Annotated in this window: 20 protein-coding genes; 7 read left to right on the plus strand and 13 right to left on the minus strand. The window is 65.7% G+C overall.

Features of this window, described 5'->3' with window-relative positions; translation table 11 throughout:
* The first annotated feature begins 12 nt into the window (after positions 1 to 12).
* The 5 genes from ACFW6D_RS15060 to ACFW6D_RS15080 all read left to right on the plus strand — a co-directional run bounded on the left by ACFW6D_RS15060 (position 13) and on the right by ACFW6D_RS15080 (position 3685).
* Positions 13 to 876 (plus strand): alpha/beta fold hydrolase, encoded by an 864-nt coding sequence (locus ACFW6D_RS15060; protein WP_379328432.1) that lies wholly within the window; start codon positions 13 to 15, stop codon positions 874 to 876.
* On the plus strand, positions 863 to 1465 hold the full coding sequence (locus ACFW6D_RS15065) for a TetR/AcrR family transcriptional regulator (RefSeq protein WP_379328434.1): 603 nt from the start codon (positions 863 to 865) through the stop codon (positions 1463 to 1465). The genes ACFW6D_RS15060 and ACFW6D_RS15065 overlap by 14 nt, the downstream gene beginning before the upstream one ends.
* Before the next feature lie 89 nt (positions 1466 to 1554).
* The gene (gene recO, locus ACFW6D_RS15070) at positions 1555 to 2313 is read left to right on the plus strand and encodes a DNA repair protein RecO (protein ID WP_379328436.1); all 759 of its coding nucleotides are present in this window, start codon (positions 1555 to 1557) and stop codon (positions 2311 to 2313) included.
* A 128-nt stretch (positions 2314 to 2441) separates the two neighbouring features.
* Positions 2442 to 3254, plus strand: coding sequence for an isoprenyl transferase (locus tag ACFW6D_RS15075; protein WP_379328438.1), 813 nt, complete (start codon positions 2442 to 2444; stop codon positions 3252 to 3254).
* 77 nt (positions 3255 to 3331) lie between these two features.
* On the plus strand, positions 3332 to 3685 hold the full coding sequence (locus tag ACFW6D_RS15080) for a YbjN domain-containing protein (RefSeq protein ID WP_378608421.1): 354 nt from the start codon (positions 3332 to 3334) through the stop codon (positions 3683 to 3685).
* Between the two features lie 4 nt (positions 3686 to 3689).
* Here ACFW6D_RS15080 and ACFW6D_RS15085 read toward each other — a convergent pair whose 3' ends face one another.
* A complete protein-coding gene (locus ACFW6D_RS15085; RefSeq protein ID WP_379328441.1) occupies positions 3690 to 4409 on the minus strand; it encodes an LGFP repeat-containing protein in 720 nt (239 codons plus the stop codon).
* Positions 4410 to 4518: 109 nt separating this feature from the next.
* Positions 4519 to 5127 (minus strand): TetR/AcrR family transcriptional regulator, encoded by a 609-nt coding sequence (locus tag ACFW6D_RS15090; RefSeq protein WP_379328443.1) that lies wholly within the window; start codon positions 5125 to 5127, stop codon positions 4519 to 4521.
* Positions 5128 to 5230: 103 nt separating this feature from the next.
* Here ACFW6D_RS15090 and ACFW6D_RS15095 point away from each other — a divergent pair, with 103 nt between their 5' ends.
* On the plus strand, positions 5231 to 6205 hold the full coding sequence (locus ACFW6D_RS15095) for a hypothetical protein (RefSeq protein WP_379328445.1): 975 nt from the start codon (positions 5231 to 5233) through the stop codon (positions 6203 to 6205).
* A 134-nt stretch (positions 6206 to 6339) separates the two neighbouring features.
* Positions 6340 to 6897, plus strand: coding sequence for a hypothetical protein (locus ACFW6D_RS15100; protein ID WP_379328448.1), 558 nt, complete (start codon positions 6340 to 6342; stop codon positions 6895 to 6897).
* Between the two features lies 1 nt (position 6898).
* On the opposite strand, the gene ACFW6D_RS15105 is transcribed toward ACFW6D_RS15100, so the two are convergent.
* From ACFW6D_RS15105 to ACFW6D_RS15155, 11 genes are all read right to left on the minus strand, one after another.
* Positions 6899 to 8026 (minus strand): Fic family protein, encoded by a 1128-nt coding sequence (locus ACFW6D_RS15105; RefSeq protein ID WP_379328450.1) that lies wholly within the window; start codon positions 8024 to 8026, stop codon positions 6899 to 6901.
* 84 nt (positions 8027 to 8110) lie between these two features.
* The gene (locus ACFW6D_RS15110) at positions 8111 to 8509 is read right to left on the minus strand and encodes a PIN domain-containing protein (RefSeq protein WP_379237586.1); all 399 of its coding nucleotides are present in this window, start codon (positions 8507 to 8509) and stop codon (positions 8111 to 8113) included.
* Entirely contained in the window at positions 8494 to 8757 is a 264-nt protein-coding gene (locus ACFW6D_RS15115; RefSeq protein ID WP_379328452.1) for a type II toxin-antitoxin system Phd/YefM family antitoxin, read from the minus strand. The genes ACFW6D_RS15110 and ACFW6D_RS15115 overlap by 16 nt, the downstream gene beginning before the upstream one ends.
* A 39-nt stretch (positions 8758 to 8796) precedes the next feature.
* A complete protein-coding gene (locus ACFW6D_RS15120; RefSeq protein WP_379328454.1) occupies positions 8797 to 9549 on the minus strand; it encodes an ESX secretion-associated protein EspG in 753 nt (250 codons plus the stop codon).
* A complete protein-coding gene (locus ACFW6D_RS15125) occupies positions 9536 to 10684 on the minus strand; it encodes a hypothetical protein (protein WP_379328456.1) in 1149 nt (382 codons plus the stop codon). The genes ACFW6D_RS15120 and ACFW6D_RS15125 overlap by 14 nt, the downstream gene beginning before the upstream one ends.
* The gene (locus ACFW6D_RS15130; RefSeq protein ID WP_379328458.1) at positions 10685 to 10861 is read right to left on the minus strand and encodes a hypothetical protein; all 177 of its coding nucleotides are present in this window, start codon (positions 10859 to 10861) and stop codon (positions 10685 to 10687) included.
* Positions 10858 to 11238, minus strand: a complete 381-nt coding sequence (locus ACFW6D_RS15135; RefSeq protein ID WP_379328459.1) for a hypothetical protein — start codon at positions 11236 to 11238, stop codon at positions 10858 to 10860. The genes ACFW6D_RS15130 and ACFW6D_RS15135 overlap by 4 nt, the downstream gene beginning before the upstream one ends.
* Positions 11239 to 11245: 7 nt before the next feature.
* Positions 11246 to 11857, minus strand: a complete 612-nt coding sequence (locus tag ACFW6D_RS15140; protein WP_379328461.1) for a DUF3558 domain-containing protein — start codon at positions 11855 to 11857, stop codon at positions 11246 to 11248.
* Positions 11858 to 11913: 56 nt separating this feature from the next.
* Positions 11914 to 12411, minus strand: coding sequence for a hypothetical protein (locus tag ACFW6D_RS15145; protein ID WP_379328463.1), 498 nt, complete (start codon positions 12409 to 12411; stop codon positions 11914 to 11916).
* Between the two features lie 5 nt (positions 12412 to 12416).
* The gene (locus tag ACFW6D_RS15150) at positions 12417 to 14276 is read right to left on the minus strand and encodes a hypothetical protein (protein WP_379328465.1); all 1860 of its coding nucleotides are present in this window, start codon (positions 14274 to 14276) and stop codon (positions 12417 to 12419) included.
* On the minus strand, positions 14276 to 14569 hold the full coding sequence (locus ACFW6D_RS15155; protein WP_379328467.1) for a type VII secretion target: 294 nt from the start codon (positions 14567 to 14569) through the stop codon (positions 14276 to 14278). Before ACFW6D_RS15155 ends, ACFW6D_RS15150 begins: the two co-directional genes overlap by 1 nt.
* Positions 14570 to 14618: the final 49 nt, after the last annotated feature.

Genomic DNA, 14618 nt, shown 5'->3' on the forward strand with positions numbered 1-14618 from the left:
GGGGAGGACCCCATGGGAATCAGCTCAGCACTCGGCCCGGCGCACGAAATCGCCCTGTCGTCCGGCCGGATCCGCTATCACGACACCGGCACGGGATCGCCGGTCGTGTTCGTGCACGGCTTGCTCGTCAACGCCGATCTGTGGCGTGGTGTGGTGCCCGGCGTCGCCGCGGCCGGACATCGCTGCCTCACACCGGACTGGCCGCTCGGTTCGCATTCGATCCCGGTACCCGACGCGGACCTCACGCCCACCGGCCTCGCCGACCTCATCGCCGAGTTCCTCGACGCACTCGACCTCACCGATGTCACGATCGTCGCCAACGACACCGGCGGTGCGCTCACCCAGATCCTGATGACGCGCAGACCGGAACGGATCGGCCGCGTCGTCCTGGCCGCCGTCGATTGCTATGAGATCTGGCCGCAGCCTTTTACGACTCTGCTGAAGATCGCGAAGATCCCGGGCACGATCGCCCCGCTACTGGCTCCGATGCGGTGGCGGTTCGCGCAGCGGTTGCCGCTCGGCTTCGGCTGGCTGACCCAACATGATCTGCCGCAAGAGATCGTGGAGTCTTTTCTGCAGCCGGCTCGGCGTAGCGCCGCGATCCGCGCGGACCTGCGCCGCTTCGCCGCCACGGCCGACAAGGGATGCACCCTGTCCGCCGCCGAACACTTCGCCGAGGTCGACCTCCCGGTGCTCGTCGTCTGGTCGACCGAGGACAAACTGTTCCCGATGACCCTGGCCGAACGGCTGGTCGCCGAGCTACCCCGGGCGACCCTGCGCACCGTCGACAATTCCTACACCTTCCTGTCCGAGGACCGCCCGGAGTTGCTCACCGAACTGATCGTGGAGTTCACTCGGCTGCATGCAGCGCCGTAGTCAGGAGGATCGCTCCCGCACCACCCGAGCCGCGCTCGAGCTGGCAGGTCGCACCCTGTTCGCCGAGCGCGGCTTCGCGGGTACATCGGCCGAGCAGTTGGTAGCTGCCGCCGGGGTCACCCGCGGCGCCCTGCACCATCACTACGCCGACAAGCGCGGATTGTTCCTCGCCGTCCTCGAACAGATCGAAACGGAGGCCACCGCGGAGATCGAGGCCGCTGTCGCCGCTGTCGACCGTGCCGACGTCATCGGGGGCATGACCGCGGGTCTGGCGCGTTTCCTCGAGCTCTGCGGCCGCCCGGAAATGGTGCGCATCGTGCTGATGGACGCCCCCACCGTGCTCGGCTGGCCTGCCTTCCGCGAGTTCGAGGCCCGCCACGGCCTTGGCCTGATCACCGCCGAACTGCAACGCGCCACCGACGCGGGCCTGATCCCGGCCGCCCCCGTTCCGGTGCTCGCGCAACTGCTGCTCAGCGCCATCACCGAAGCGTCGCTGATCGTCGCCCATGCCGCCGACCCCGACCGCGCCCGCGCCGAAACCCAGCAATCCCTGCTGCTGTTGATCGGCGGACTGCTCCGCCAGGACTGACTGTTTGCGCGCTCGTGCGGGACTTGATGGCGACGACCGCACACGCGGGTCGCGACCGCACTGTCGGGCCCGCATGGAAGACTGGCCCCGTGCGTTTGTATCGGGATGAGGCGGTGGTGGTTCGCCAGCACAAGCTGGGCGAGGCCGATCGCATCGTCACGCTCCTGACCAGGCAACACGGCCTCGTCCGTGCGGTGGCGAAGGGGGTGCGCCGCACCAAGTCGAAGTTCGGCGCGCGGCTGGAGCCGTTCTCCTACATCGACGTGCAGCTGCACCCGGGCCGCTCACTCGACATCGTCACCCAGGTCATCACCGTCGAGGCGTTCGCGTCCGACATCATCGACGACTACGGCCGCTACACCACCGCGTGCGCGATCCTCGAAACCGCCGAACGCCTCGCGGGCGAAGAACGCGCCCCCGCCCCGAAACTGCACGTCCTCACCGCGGGTGCCCTGCGCGCCATCGCCGCCAAGCAGCGCCCCCACGAACTGATCCTCGACGCATACCTGTTGCGCGCCATGGGTTTCGCCGGTTGGGCGCCCGCGCTCGACGAATGCGCCCGCTGCGCCACCCCCGGCCCGCACCGCGCCTTCCACGTGGCAGCGGGCGGCGCGGTGTGTGTGCACTGTCGCCCGCCCGGTGCGAGCACGCCGGTCACCGGGGTGCTCGATCTGCTGGTCGCCCTGTTGAAGGGGGAGTGGGCCTACATCGACAGCGTCCCCGACAATGTCCGCCGCCAGGCCAGCGGTCTGGTCGCCGCCCACCTGCAGTGGCACCTGGAACGGCAACTGCGGACGTTGTCGATGATCGAACGGTCCGGCGCCCAACCCACTGTCGTCGCCGGCTGATCGCAGCCGGGCCGGCGTAGTCGTGCACTCTGCCTGCGTTCGGTCGAAATACTGATTGCTCGGCCGCGGATTGCGCGATTACGCCGGTCTTGGACCGCCCTCAGGCCCGCACCCGGCGATCAGGCAGGATGGACGCCGTGATCCTGCGTCGTGACCCCGCCCCCGCGAGCAAGGCCGGCCGCACCGTGCGCCCGCCGTCCCAGCATCCCTCCGGCGCGCGCCCACCCGCGATCCCGCCGGAGCTCGTGCCCAACCACGTCGCGCTGGTGATGGACGGCAACGGCCGCTGGGCCCAGGAGCGTGGCCTGCCGCGCACCGCCGGACACGAACGTGGCGAGGCCGTGCTCATGGACTCGGTCGAAGGCTGCATCGAGATCGGCGTCAAGTGGCTCTCGGCCTACGCCTTCTCCACCGAGAACTGGCGCCGCAGCCCCGACGAGGTGCGCTTCCTGATGGGCTTCAACCGCGACGTGATCCGCCGCCGCCGCGACGAGATGCACGAGATGGGTGTGCGGGTGCGCTGGGCTGGTCGTCGACCGCGCCTGTGGCGCAGCGTGATCAAGGAACTGGAGGTGGCCGAGGAGCTCACCCGCGACAACGACGTGATGACGCTGACCATGTGCGTCAACTACGGTGGTCGCGCCGAAATCGCCGATGCCGCAAGGGAAATCGCGCGCCGGGTGGCCGCGGGCGAGATCGACCCGGAGAAGGTCGACGAGGCCACCGTCGCGAAGTACCTCGACGAACCCGATATGCCCGACGTCGACCTGTTCCTTCGCCCGTCCGGTGAGTTCCGCAGCTCGAACTTCCTGATCTGGCAGGCCGCCTACGCCGAATTCGTTTACCAGGACACGCTTTTCCCCGACTTCGACCGGCGTAACCTGTGGGACGCGTGCCTGGAATACGCCAAGCGCGATCGCCGCTTCGGTGGCGCGAAATGAGTCAGGAAATGAGCGAAGAAGCCAACGTGGTCAGCCCCGAGATCGACCTGCAGGCGCGCACCGGCGCCTGTCTGCAGATGCAGGAAATCGACGTGCGCGTCGACGCCGACGGATCGCTGGGCTTCGAATACAACGGCGCCCTGTGCTCGATCCGCGCCGTCACCCTGGCTCCTGGCCTCACCGTATTGTCGCTGACCAGCGTGTTGGCGTGGGATCGCCCGCTGAAGCCGCAACTGCACAAGCGAGTTGCCGAGCGCAACAACGAGATTCAGTTCGGCTCGGTCACCCTGATCGCCCGCGGCAAACTCGGCGACGTCATCCTGCGCTACACCTTCCCCGCCGAGGGGCTCGACGACGGGGCGCTCACCACCATGCTGCTGCTGGCGCTGTCCGGCGCGAACAAGGCCCGGCAGGGGCTGCTCGCGCCGTAACGCGTCAGGGCTTCCAGGTGATCTTGCCGCCCTGGAAATCCTGGGCCTTGCCGCCCTGGTAGTCGTATTCGTCGCTGGTCGGGTAGCCGTAGCGGCCGCCCTCGGCGCCCGCGCGGATCCAGTCGGCCTGGATGCTGCCCCACACCGCGTGCGCGCCGGTCTTCGACGACCAGTAGATGGCGCCGGTCGGGAACATGGTGAACTGGCCGTTGTCCTTGCCCGCCGCGGACACGTCGGTGAGCGGGAAGCCCAGCGGGCTCGACTCCCAGCCAAGTGCCGCCCACTTGTCGCGGATCGGGCCGCTGATCTGGTGTGCGCCGGTGCCGACGGACCAGTAGATCGAGCCCTTCTGGAAGTGGTTGAAGCGGCCGCCGCCCGCGGGTAGCTCGCGGGTGACCGGATAGCCGAGATGGCCCGATTCGTTGCCTGCCTGGGCGAACTTGTCGCGGATCTGGCCTGCGACGGTGTTGGCGTTGGTATCGGGATGCCAGTAGATGGCCGCGTTGTTGGCGAAGGTCTGGTACTTGCCACCGGCCGCCGCGTCGGATTCGGGAGAAGTGGGGTCGCCCAGTGCAGGCCCGCCCGCCTGGTCGTATTCGATCTCGATCGCGCCGCCCACCTCGAATTCGCCGATCATCCGGGCCTGCGCGGTACCCGCCATGGCCGCGGCCGCGACGGTGGTGGCCGCGAGGGCGGCGAAGACGGTTCTTTTGTGTGATGCCACAGGAAACTCCCTGGTCGGATCGATATTCAACGATGTCCGGCGCTCGGGACCCCCTCCGGTGCCGCACCCGAACCTACCCGTTGGGAAGCAGTGGCAACAGTGGGATTACTCACCGTGGATGGTGCGGCGGCCCCGGCAGCATGATCTCGAGGCCGCGGGCGAAGTCGTCGGGTTCGACGTCGCCGAGCAGCAGGTGCTGCAGGATGAACCCGGGCAGCAACCCGATGAGCGTCTTGGCCATCGCGTCGGAATCGGTCCCAGGGGGCAGCCAGCCGGATTCGCACAACCGGTCCGCGTACTCGAACCACAGCTCGCGCATCGAGGCGATGGCAGCGCCCACCGGGACCGCCGTCTCGTTCGAGACCAGCGCCAGCGCCCACGCCTGCGGGGCCAGCCGCAGCGGCCCGTCGGGTCCACTGCGCTTGATGATCTCGGTGGTCAGCAGCCGGATGACTTCCGCTGGGGGAGGGACGGTTTCGCTGCGAATGATGTCGGCGAGCCGCTCGCGCAGTGGCCCCATCGTGCGGTTCACCAGCGCGCCGATGATCTCGTTCTTGCTGGTGAAGTACCGATACACCGCGCCCGCCGACATCCCGGATTCGGTGAACACATCCTGCATCGAGGTCTCGTGGAACCCCTTCCTGGCGAAGCACAGTTGCGCGGCGTCGAGGATCTGCTGCCTGCGGCGTTCCAGGTGTTCTTCGCTGACTCGGGGCATGGGTCAAAAGTAAAACGAATATCCGTTCTTGACAAGCGGGGCTCGATGGTGTCACCGTAGAAACACCAAAAAGAACGAACATTCGCTTTAAGGGGAAACTGCCATGACGATCACCCGCCGAGCAGTCGCTCTCGGCCTCGCGGCCACCGCGATCCAGGCCCTGATGCTGATCGCCTTCGCCTGGCCCGCCGTCAATATCGCCCCGCGCGACCTGCCGATCGCCGTCGCGGGTCCTGCCTCCGCCCAACTCACCCACCAACTCCAGCAGCGCGATCCCGGCGCTTTCGAGATCACCACCGTCGCCGACGCGGCCGCTGCGCGAAATATGCTGGCCGACAGGGAAATCTACGGTGCCATCGTCACCGGCAACGGCGCACCGCAGGTCATGGTCGCCTCCGCCGCCGCACCCGCCGTCGCCCAGCAACTCACCGCCGTCGCCCAACAACTCAGCGGTGTACCGGCCGCAGCGGTCCAAGACGTGGTCGCCACCGATCCCGACGACCCCCGCGGGGCCGGTTTCGGCTCGATGGTTCTGCCGCTGGTCATGTCCGGCCTCGCCGCAGGTGTGCTGCTCACCCTCCTCGTCTCCTCCTTCGGCGCCCGTCTCGCCGGCCTGGCCACCTTCGGCATCGCAGGCGGCCTGCTCAGCACCCTGGTCTTCCACACCTGGCTCTCGATCCTGCCCGGCTCCTACCTCGAACTGGCCGCCATCGCCGGCCTCGCCTCTTTCACTGTCGCGGCAACAATCGTCGGCCTCGCCACCGCCATCGGCCGCCCCGGCATCGGCCTCGGAGCCCTGACCATGCTCCTGATCGGCAACCCGTTCTCCGCCGCCACCTCAGCCCCCGAACTCCTGCCCCAGCCCTGGGGAACCCTCGGCCAACTCCTCCCACCCGGCGCAGCGGCCTCCCTCCTCCGCTCCGTCGCCTACTTCGACGGCGCGGGCGCGGCAGGACCCCTCGCGGTGCTACTCGTCTGGGCCGCAGCAGGTCTCGCTCTGCTCGGCGTGGGCACACTCCGCGCACGACGTGAGACCGAACCAGCAGCGACCACCGAGCCGGTTGCCGTACCCGCCTGACATCCTCCGCAAAGATGCTCCGCACGAACACCATTCGCGCGGAGCATCTTCTGTCTGCCAGGGATAATGCTGACACCTTCATTTGCTGGACAACTCGGTGCCGGTGAAGACTGACGACCGGAAAGTGGTGCGTGATGAGTGACGATGGGACGACGTCGGCTGGTAAAAGGTGTCATTCAGACGAGCTCGCACGGATATTGTCGCACTCGTGGAGCGATCCAACCGCGACGTTGTTGGTCTTTTCAGTGCGCCCAGCTGTCTCTTGTGAGTTATATGTCGAGCGATTGCGCGCACTGATCTCGGCGGCAGTCATGATCGCGCGGGACGTGAACTTCGATGACGATTCAGAAATCGCGCTCGACTCGTTGCCGGAATGGTTCCGGGTGATGTCGGACGCAGTGAGTGCTGAGGGATCCAGCAACTACCTCATAGCAGACCTTGGTGATATTTGGGATCCGGCGGAATGGATCTACTGCTTCGATCCCGACCTTCGTGCGTGGACCTGGTGGGATGTCACCGTGCGGGCAGATGGCGTGGCTGTATGGATTGACACCCTCGGTGAGCCGCACGTACCGCACGGTGAACTGCTGTGGGCGCTGTACGTTTCCGGTGCTGACAGGGTGGACCTGCCGTACGCGGAGGATGCTGCCGTTTGGGTAGATGAAACAGATATCGAGTCAGGTCCGGATTAGGTTATCGGCGCGGATCAGTGGACTCCGTCAGTTCGTATGAGGTACTTCGGCCGCTGGCGGCGGAGCGGCGCAGGACTCCGAGGTCGAGTAGTTCGTTGATGTCGCGGAGGGCGGAGGCCTGGGATGTTTTGGTGATGATCGCCCATTTGCGGGTTGTCACGTTTCCGTTGAAACCGTCGAGGATTCGGTTGAGCATGTCGATCTGGCGGGGGTTCATCGGTGTCCCGTGCCAGGTGCGCCAGAAGTGGGATTTTGTGAGGGCGGCGTCGATTGTGTTGTCGGCGTTGTCGATCGACTGGTGTAGGGCATCGAGGAACCACAGGAGCCAGGGGGTGACGTCGAGGTTGCCGCGTTGGGTGCTTTCGAGGATGGCGTAGTAACTTTTGCGGTCGCGCTGGATCTGGGCGGACAGGCTGTAGATGCGGAGGGGGCTGTTTTCGGAGCGAGCCAGTGCGAGATCGCCTATGGCGCGGGCGATTCGGCCGTTGCCGTCGTCGAAGGGGTGAATCGTCACGAACCACAGGTGTGCCAGACCTGCTTTGAGTACCGCCGGTTCGGGAGTCTCCGCCTCGAGCCAATCCAGGAAGAGGCGCATGTCGTCATCGAGGCGGGCTGCGGGTGGTGCCTCGAAGTGGACTTGCTGTCGACCGTACGGTCCGGAGATCACCTCCATCGGGCCGGTCTCATCAGTTCGCCAGCCGCCCACTCGAATTCGCGAAATACCGGAGTACCCCGTCGGGAAAAGGGCTGCGTGCCAGCCGAACAGGCGCTCCGCCGTCACCGGTTGGTCGTGATGGCGGGTGGCGTCCAGGATCATGTCGACCACGCCGTCGACCCGGCGGTCGGAGGGGGTCATCGCGCCGATATCCACGCCGAGTCTGCGGGCGATGGACGATCGGACCGACGCGGCGTCGAGCTGCTCACCTTCGATGGCGCTCGATTTCACGACGTCGGCGGTGAGCACTTCCAGTCCGGCGCGTTCCTGTGCGGCGTCGTCGGCGTGGGCGAGTCGACCGTGCAGGCGCCCCTGCGCGAGCGCGACCGCTGCGGTCGGCTTGGCAAGCAGTGCGGCGTCATAGGTGAAGCGTGGCCACTCGGCTGCTTCCCAGATGTACCTACGGCTCGGCATGCAGCGATAATACCCGCTATTCGCTGCACAATATGAAGCGAATAGCGGGTATTATCGCTGCATCCACCGGCCGACGAGTACGTTTTACGGAGTGATCGCGGTGACTCCGGGCAGGTCGCCGAACTTGGCCTTCGTGTCGAGGGACACGACAGTTCGACCCGACTCCGCCGCGTGTGCCGCGATGATCAGGTCGTGGGCACCACGTGGTCTGCCGGATCGGCGGACGTGCGCGAGTAGCTGTGCGTGACGATTCGCCGTCTGCTCGGTGTACTCGAGGGTGTCTATGTCATCGAGGAGTACGGCAAGACGACGGGAACGCTGTGCGGCACGCTCCGCTGTATCAGCGAGTTCGATACCGACACGGAACTCGGCGACTGTCACTGCAGCTATTGCCAATTCGTCTTCGTCGTACGCTGTGCGATCGATGGTTCCACGTTCATAGGCGATCAACACGCCGGTGTCGAGGATCAGTCGTCGCCCCACGGGTCCTCCAGATCGTCGGTGACCATGGCGAGCGCCTCGTTGATGTCAGAAGCGAAGTCGTCGTCGAAAGGTGGTGCGTCAGAGGCCTCCAGCGCGCGCCGAAGTGCTAGTCCGGTCTTCTTCGTCGGCGGAGAGATAGTTGCTACCGTCCGCCCGTGGCGGACGATCCGGATCGTCTCACCGTGTTCGGCCCGGCGTAGAACTGCGGAGAAGTTTCGGGATGCCTCGGCGGCAGACATCGTGGTCATGAAATCAGATTATCTGAATTCTCCGTCTCTGGCCAGGGTTCAGGAGGGGAACTCCTGGTGATAGCGCTGGGCTCGGGTGAGCATGCGGTGGATGCCGGCGATCATGCGGTCGGTGGGGAGGGGTTCGGCGATGATGGGGTCGCCGGTTTTCACGTAGTAGCGGCCGTCGGGGTAGTCCATCCACCAGAAGGTGCGGGCGGGGGTGGGGCGGGCGTCGAGGGCGGGGCCGGAGAGGGCGGAGATCTCGCCGAAGGCTTGGCGGGGGCGGTGGAAGATCTGGTTGAGTTGGTCGGCGGAGCTGAGGCGGCCTGCTCGGTATTCGAAGTGGTCTTCTTCGGCGGCCAGCTGGTCTCGGCGGACCTCGACCGGGGGCTTCTTGCCCGGTTTCGTGCGGGGGAGGGCGGCGACCGTCAAAGCGGCTACCTGGATGGGGGTGCAGGAGGTCAGGGTGACGTTGCCGCCGGTGTCCTCGTCGGCGCCCGGTGCCTGGGTGAGGGTGGCGCCTGCTGCGCCGCGGATCGCGCCGTGGAAGCGCAGGATGTTCGAATTGTCCTTGCCTACATACCCTTTGGATTCGACTCTGGCTTCGGGGTCGAGCAGGACGGCGATGGCGCGTTCGATCGCCGGGTCGTATTTGCCGAGCAGGCTCTCCACGGCTGCCTCGCGATGCCGCTTCAGTTCGTCGAATTCGACTATGTCGGTGCGGTATTGGAGGGGGTAGGGGAGGCGGTCGCGGCCGTAGCCGGACCACAGGATGTCGAATTCGGTGCCGGTGAATTCAGCTCGGTGCACTGTCGTCGTCTCCGCCGATCACTGGGGGTACGGTTCGGATCTCGTTCGTGCCGAGCAGGAGGTCGCCGTTTTCCTGGGTGATCAGGTAGTCCGGGATGCCTTTGGTGCGTTCGTCATCCGAACCGCCCCGAGCGCCCGGCGCACCCATGCCGCCCATACCCGCTACACCGCGACCCGCACCTGATGTCGCTGTGCCCGAACGGGTTCCGGCCGCCGCCGCTGCGGGGGACTGGCTGCCAGGAACGGCTTTGCCCGGTGTTGCGCTGCCCGGAGCACCCGTTCCGCGTGGAGTGCCACTCCCACCCTGACCGCTTGCACCCCTGCCACTGCCACCGGGCGTGCCGACGACGGGGCTGCCGACGCCAGGACTGCCGGTGCCGGGAGTCGCCGAACCAGGGCTGGTCGGCGCGGTGGCGGTTGGTGTTGCGGCGGTCGGTGTAGTGGATTGCGGTGTCGTGCTCTGGGGTGTGGTCGAGCCAGGATCGGTGGAAGTCGGTGTGGTCGAGGGGGTTTCGGTGCCGGGATCCTCGGTGGTGCCATCTCCTGGTGTGTCCGCTGACTGATCACCGGTGCTGGTACCGCCGTCGGTCGAACCACCCTGGGTGCCGCCGGAGTTCGTCTCGCCGTTGACCCCTTGGTTACCGTCGCCGCTGGTAATGGTCGGTGCCGTCGGCAGAAACGGGACACCGTTGTCGGTTTGGCCTGCGACCTGGGCGTACACGGTCCGCAGGATCCGCCTGCCTTCCTGGGTGGCCTCGTCGCGGTTGTGATCATCGACCTTCATCACGCCGTCGGCGGGCAGCGACTTGCCGGTGACGTTGGCGCGCTCGGTGAGGCCGGGCATCAACGCTTGGGTCTGCTCGATCCCGGTGCGCATCTCGTTCAGCTTCAGGCTGATCGCGGTCGCGGCCTGGGAGAGCGGGAGCGATTGCTGCGCATAGTTGTTCACGGCGGCGACCGCTGCCGAGGCGGCCGCGCCGGTCCAGCCGCTGTGGCCGTCGGCGCCGGTGACGGTGCGCGCGAACTGCTGGTTGAACCCGACGAACGTGCCCATCAGCGCACCACCGATATTCGCCCACGCGGTGACCGCGTCATCGACGAGTTGCGGTTTCATCGCCGCGACCGCTGCCTGCATCTACTCGAGCGTCATGCTGTCGTAGTTGTCCGGGGTGGTGATGTGCGGTGGTTGGGTGTCGCCGTCGAAGATCGTGGAGTAGTTGCCCGAGCGCTGCCGGTCGTAGATCTTGGCCCGTTCGGTGTTCCACTGCTCCTGCGCGGCGATCACCTTCGCTTTGTAATCCTCGTACGTCACAGGTGTTCTCCTGTCGCGGAGATCTTGGCGCCGGTCGCTTCGTCCTGGGCGATGAAGTTCGCAATTGCCTTGGCGACAACCTCTTTCGCGGTCTTGACGGCCTCGATGTGCTTCTTGAGGACTTCGTCGAGCGGGCGATCGCCCCCAGATGCGGTCAGCGAGAACTTCCGCTCCAGCGTCTGACTCGAGTTGAACGAGCCGAAGCCAGAGATGTTGCGGACAAGGTCAACTTGAGCGAAGACCTCATCCAGCCGTTCCAGGTGGTCGTCGCAGACTCTGTCCAGGTCCTTGCCGATCTCTGGATCGAGCGAGAGCTGACCTGCTTCGGCCTGGACCAGAAGCCGACTCCACTCGCCAGGGTCGATGCTCTGCAGCATTGCTCCCTCAGCTCTCGGGAAGGTACTGGGCGAAGCTGTCGGTGAGTCTGCGAACCTCTGGGCAGGGCGAAGGTGGGGAGGAAGCGCTGACGCGGTTCAGCAGCCTGAACAGAACCGACCCGTTCGGAACCTCAACGGCCAGTGTGCAACCGAGGTCGTATGTCGCACCAGTCGTCCGCAATTGGAGCGCTGGGTGCGAGCCCACGGTCGTCTCGGTGAAATCGGTGAAATCTGTCCGCGCCCGGGACTCAGCGAGTGTGTGTTCTGACGACAGGATCGAAAACGTGTACTGCTTGGCCGAATCCTGCCAACTGCATGTCTTCCAGCCAGTGAAGTCGACTCCAGCGACCTCGTTTTTGCGGGTGCTCACATTCAGTCCTGCCCCGCTCACAGCCGATTCCGGGACTGAACACGGATCCCACACCTTCGCCTCGGCATCCACCGAAGTAGGACTAGCCGCCACACTCACCGAACTCGTCTGCGGCCCAGCCGTCCCCTGCTCCCCACCCCCACACCCCGCGACAGCCAACCCCACCGCCACGAGCACACCGACCATCCGAACCACGCTGCCTCGAACTGCCATACCTTCGTCCCTCCCACAGAACCGGTGCTCGTTCATGACGTCCCCGCTCCCGAGATCGTAGTCACTGCATTGCTCATCGCGACAGGTCCGTCCTACTCCGCCGCGCAGGGTGAGGTCGCGGTCATCGAGAACTGCACTTCCTTTTTCGGCCCGACAGCGGTTTCGAAGGATGACGAGACGGTGTAGCCGCGTGAATCGCGGTAGAACCGATCCGCCGGGTCGGCGTCGGGCCGCTGGCTCGGTTCGAAGATGAATCCGCGTGTGGTCATCGCCTCGAGGTTGGCCACCGCACGGTCGATGAACTCCTGGGGCGGGTTCACCTCCACCTTCGTGACGCGAACATGCCACGGCGGCCCTTCCGACATCATCGAGTCGTTGGTTCGACAGCCGAGGCCGGAATAGGGCAGCTGGGCTCGTTTGACCGTCACCTGTTCCGGCCAGACGAGTTCGAGATTGCGCTCGACAATCGGACTCGCCTCGTCGACGGTCAGCCCGGTGGTGTCCTTTATTTCCTGATTGGTCGGACCTCTGTCGACGAGGCCGCTGCATCCGGTCAGCGTCGCGATGGCGAGCACTGCGAGTGCGGTCATGATCCTCATTTGATGTCGATCTTTTCGCCGAGTTGGGGATTGTCGGTGATGCGAGGGTTCGCATACGGGTCGAGGTTCGGGTTGCCGAAGGCGTCCGCGAGAGCTGCGGCGGCGGCTGCCTTCGAGGCATCGAATCCTTCTTTGCGACCGTCGCCGTTGTCGCCCAAACCGATGTCGACGTACCGTGTTTCGATCCCACGCTCGACATAGGCTGTCGCGTCCGATCCATTGATGACGCCGACGATGTTCTGGAACGCTGTCGAGTTCCGGTCGTCCCAGTAACCGCCGTGCCCGTCGCTTCCGAACACGACCTCGTTCCGGTGGTCGGTGTTTTCCTCGCTGTAAAAGCCGGTGTCCAGGCGGGTCACGCCGGGCACCTCATCGGGATCACCACCGAGAACCTCCGACGCATGCGGGTTTCCGGGCAGGTGGATTCCACCGGGAAGGGTCAGGCCACCATCCGGATAGGACTGCACGACGCCGATCAGATCGCCGGGCGCTGTCATCGAATAGCGCTGAACATTCGGGTTCGGATTGTTCCAACCACCTTCGAACACACCGGTTCCCGCAGATGACGCATGTAGCACGCGGTCGGCCCGCAAACCCAACTGCTCGGCCGAGCCGACGATCGATCCGCCGTAGGAATGACCCACATAGGAAACTGGCGTTCCCGGTGCGGACGCTGCGACCTCTCTGTCGATTTCGCGACCGAAGTCGACCAGCCTGGGTGCCATATCCGCCGCGAACCGCGGACTCGGCGCACCGTCGGACACACTTGTCAGACTCTGCGGGAAGTCACCTTCCATGTACAGGAACACCGGGCTCCCGGATTTGTCCGCCAGGTTCCAGGCGGCCACATGATTGGAACCGGAACCGTTCAGGTTCGTACTCGTGCCAGGCACATAGACGCCGACACCAGGCGCACCCGACTTCATATCCCCGATCATCTCGATCATCCGACCGTTGCCCTCGGTGCTGAACATGACGAACTTGCGATCGACCATGCCCAGCTGCGGTGTCGCGTCCTTGCCGGTTGCGGCGGCCGTATCCGTGTGAGCTTGCGCGGTGTCGGGATTCGGGATCGGCGACAGCATCGCCTCCAACTGCTTGACCCGGGATTCGTCCCGATTCGGCTTGGCCTTCTCGCGGGTCAGCGCATTGCGGATATTGATCTCGTTGGCATCGATCCGCATCACGAACGGCACCCCGTTCAGACTGCCCAACTTCTCCGGCGCCGCGATCACCAACTGACGTTGCGCTTCGGGACTCAACCCGGCGAGGAAAGTAGCCCGATCGTCCGCCGACATCGATGCCAACTGAATCGCCACCGCATCCGGATCCTGGACCGACCCGTCGGCAAGGGTGATGTCGGGTTGACCGTCACGCATGGCGCCGAGGTCGCCGACTGACTCGCGCAGACGCGCACCGAACAGCGTGTCGAGACGTTCGAGTTCATCCAACCCACTCAACAGATTGAGCTGGAAAACTCCTGCGTCGCCTTCTTTTTCGGGATCGAGATGGGTCACATGCCCGTCGGGCGCGACTGCGAATCCTTGCGTGACGGCGAGGTTCTTCTGTTCCAGCACATAGGTTTTGGAGTGTTTCAAGCCTGCGTAGGCATCCGCGGCATCGTCGGCGACCCGCAGCAGCACCGTGCGCACCTCATACCCGTGATCGACTTCCTCATCGATGCGCCGAGCGGCCGCGTCCTTGGTCTGCCCGTGCCAGCCACCGGCCGCCGAGATAGCGCGCGAGCAGTCGTCGACCGAGGTCGAGAGCACATCGGCATTGGCGCGGGCGGCTTCGGCGGCGCGATGCAGACCCTCGAGGTTCCAGGTGTCGAGTTGGGGGATCGTGGGCCGCATCAGCGGGCACCGAGCTTCCCGATTTCACCCGCGGTCTCGACGTCGCGAGCCTGGATGTCGGCGGAGAACTTGTCGACGAGGTCGGCCAGCGTCGTGTAGCGGGTCGCGATCGAGTCCATCGCCCGCGAAGCCGGGTCGGACAGTCCGCGAACCGCGGCGAGCACGTCACTGCCGTCGCCGGTCGCTTCGCTCGAAGTCGCCCAGCTCAGCGCGTCGACCTCGCCGGCCTCCCGACGCCACGTCGTCGCCATGGTCTTCAACTGATCGGGCTCGACGCCCAGAGTCCCACTCACGATGCCCCTCCTTCGATGCCGAAGGACTACGCGTCCGGGTGGACCGGTC

Source organism: Nocardia sp. NPDC058705, assembly GCF_042749305.1.
GTDB lineage: Bacteria > Actinomycetota > Actinomycetes > Mycobacteriales > Mycobacteriaceae > Nocardia.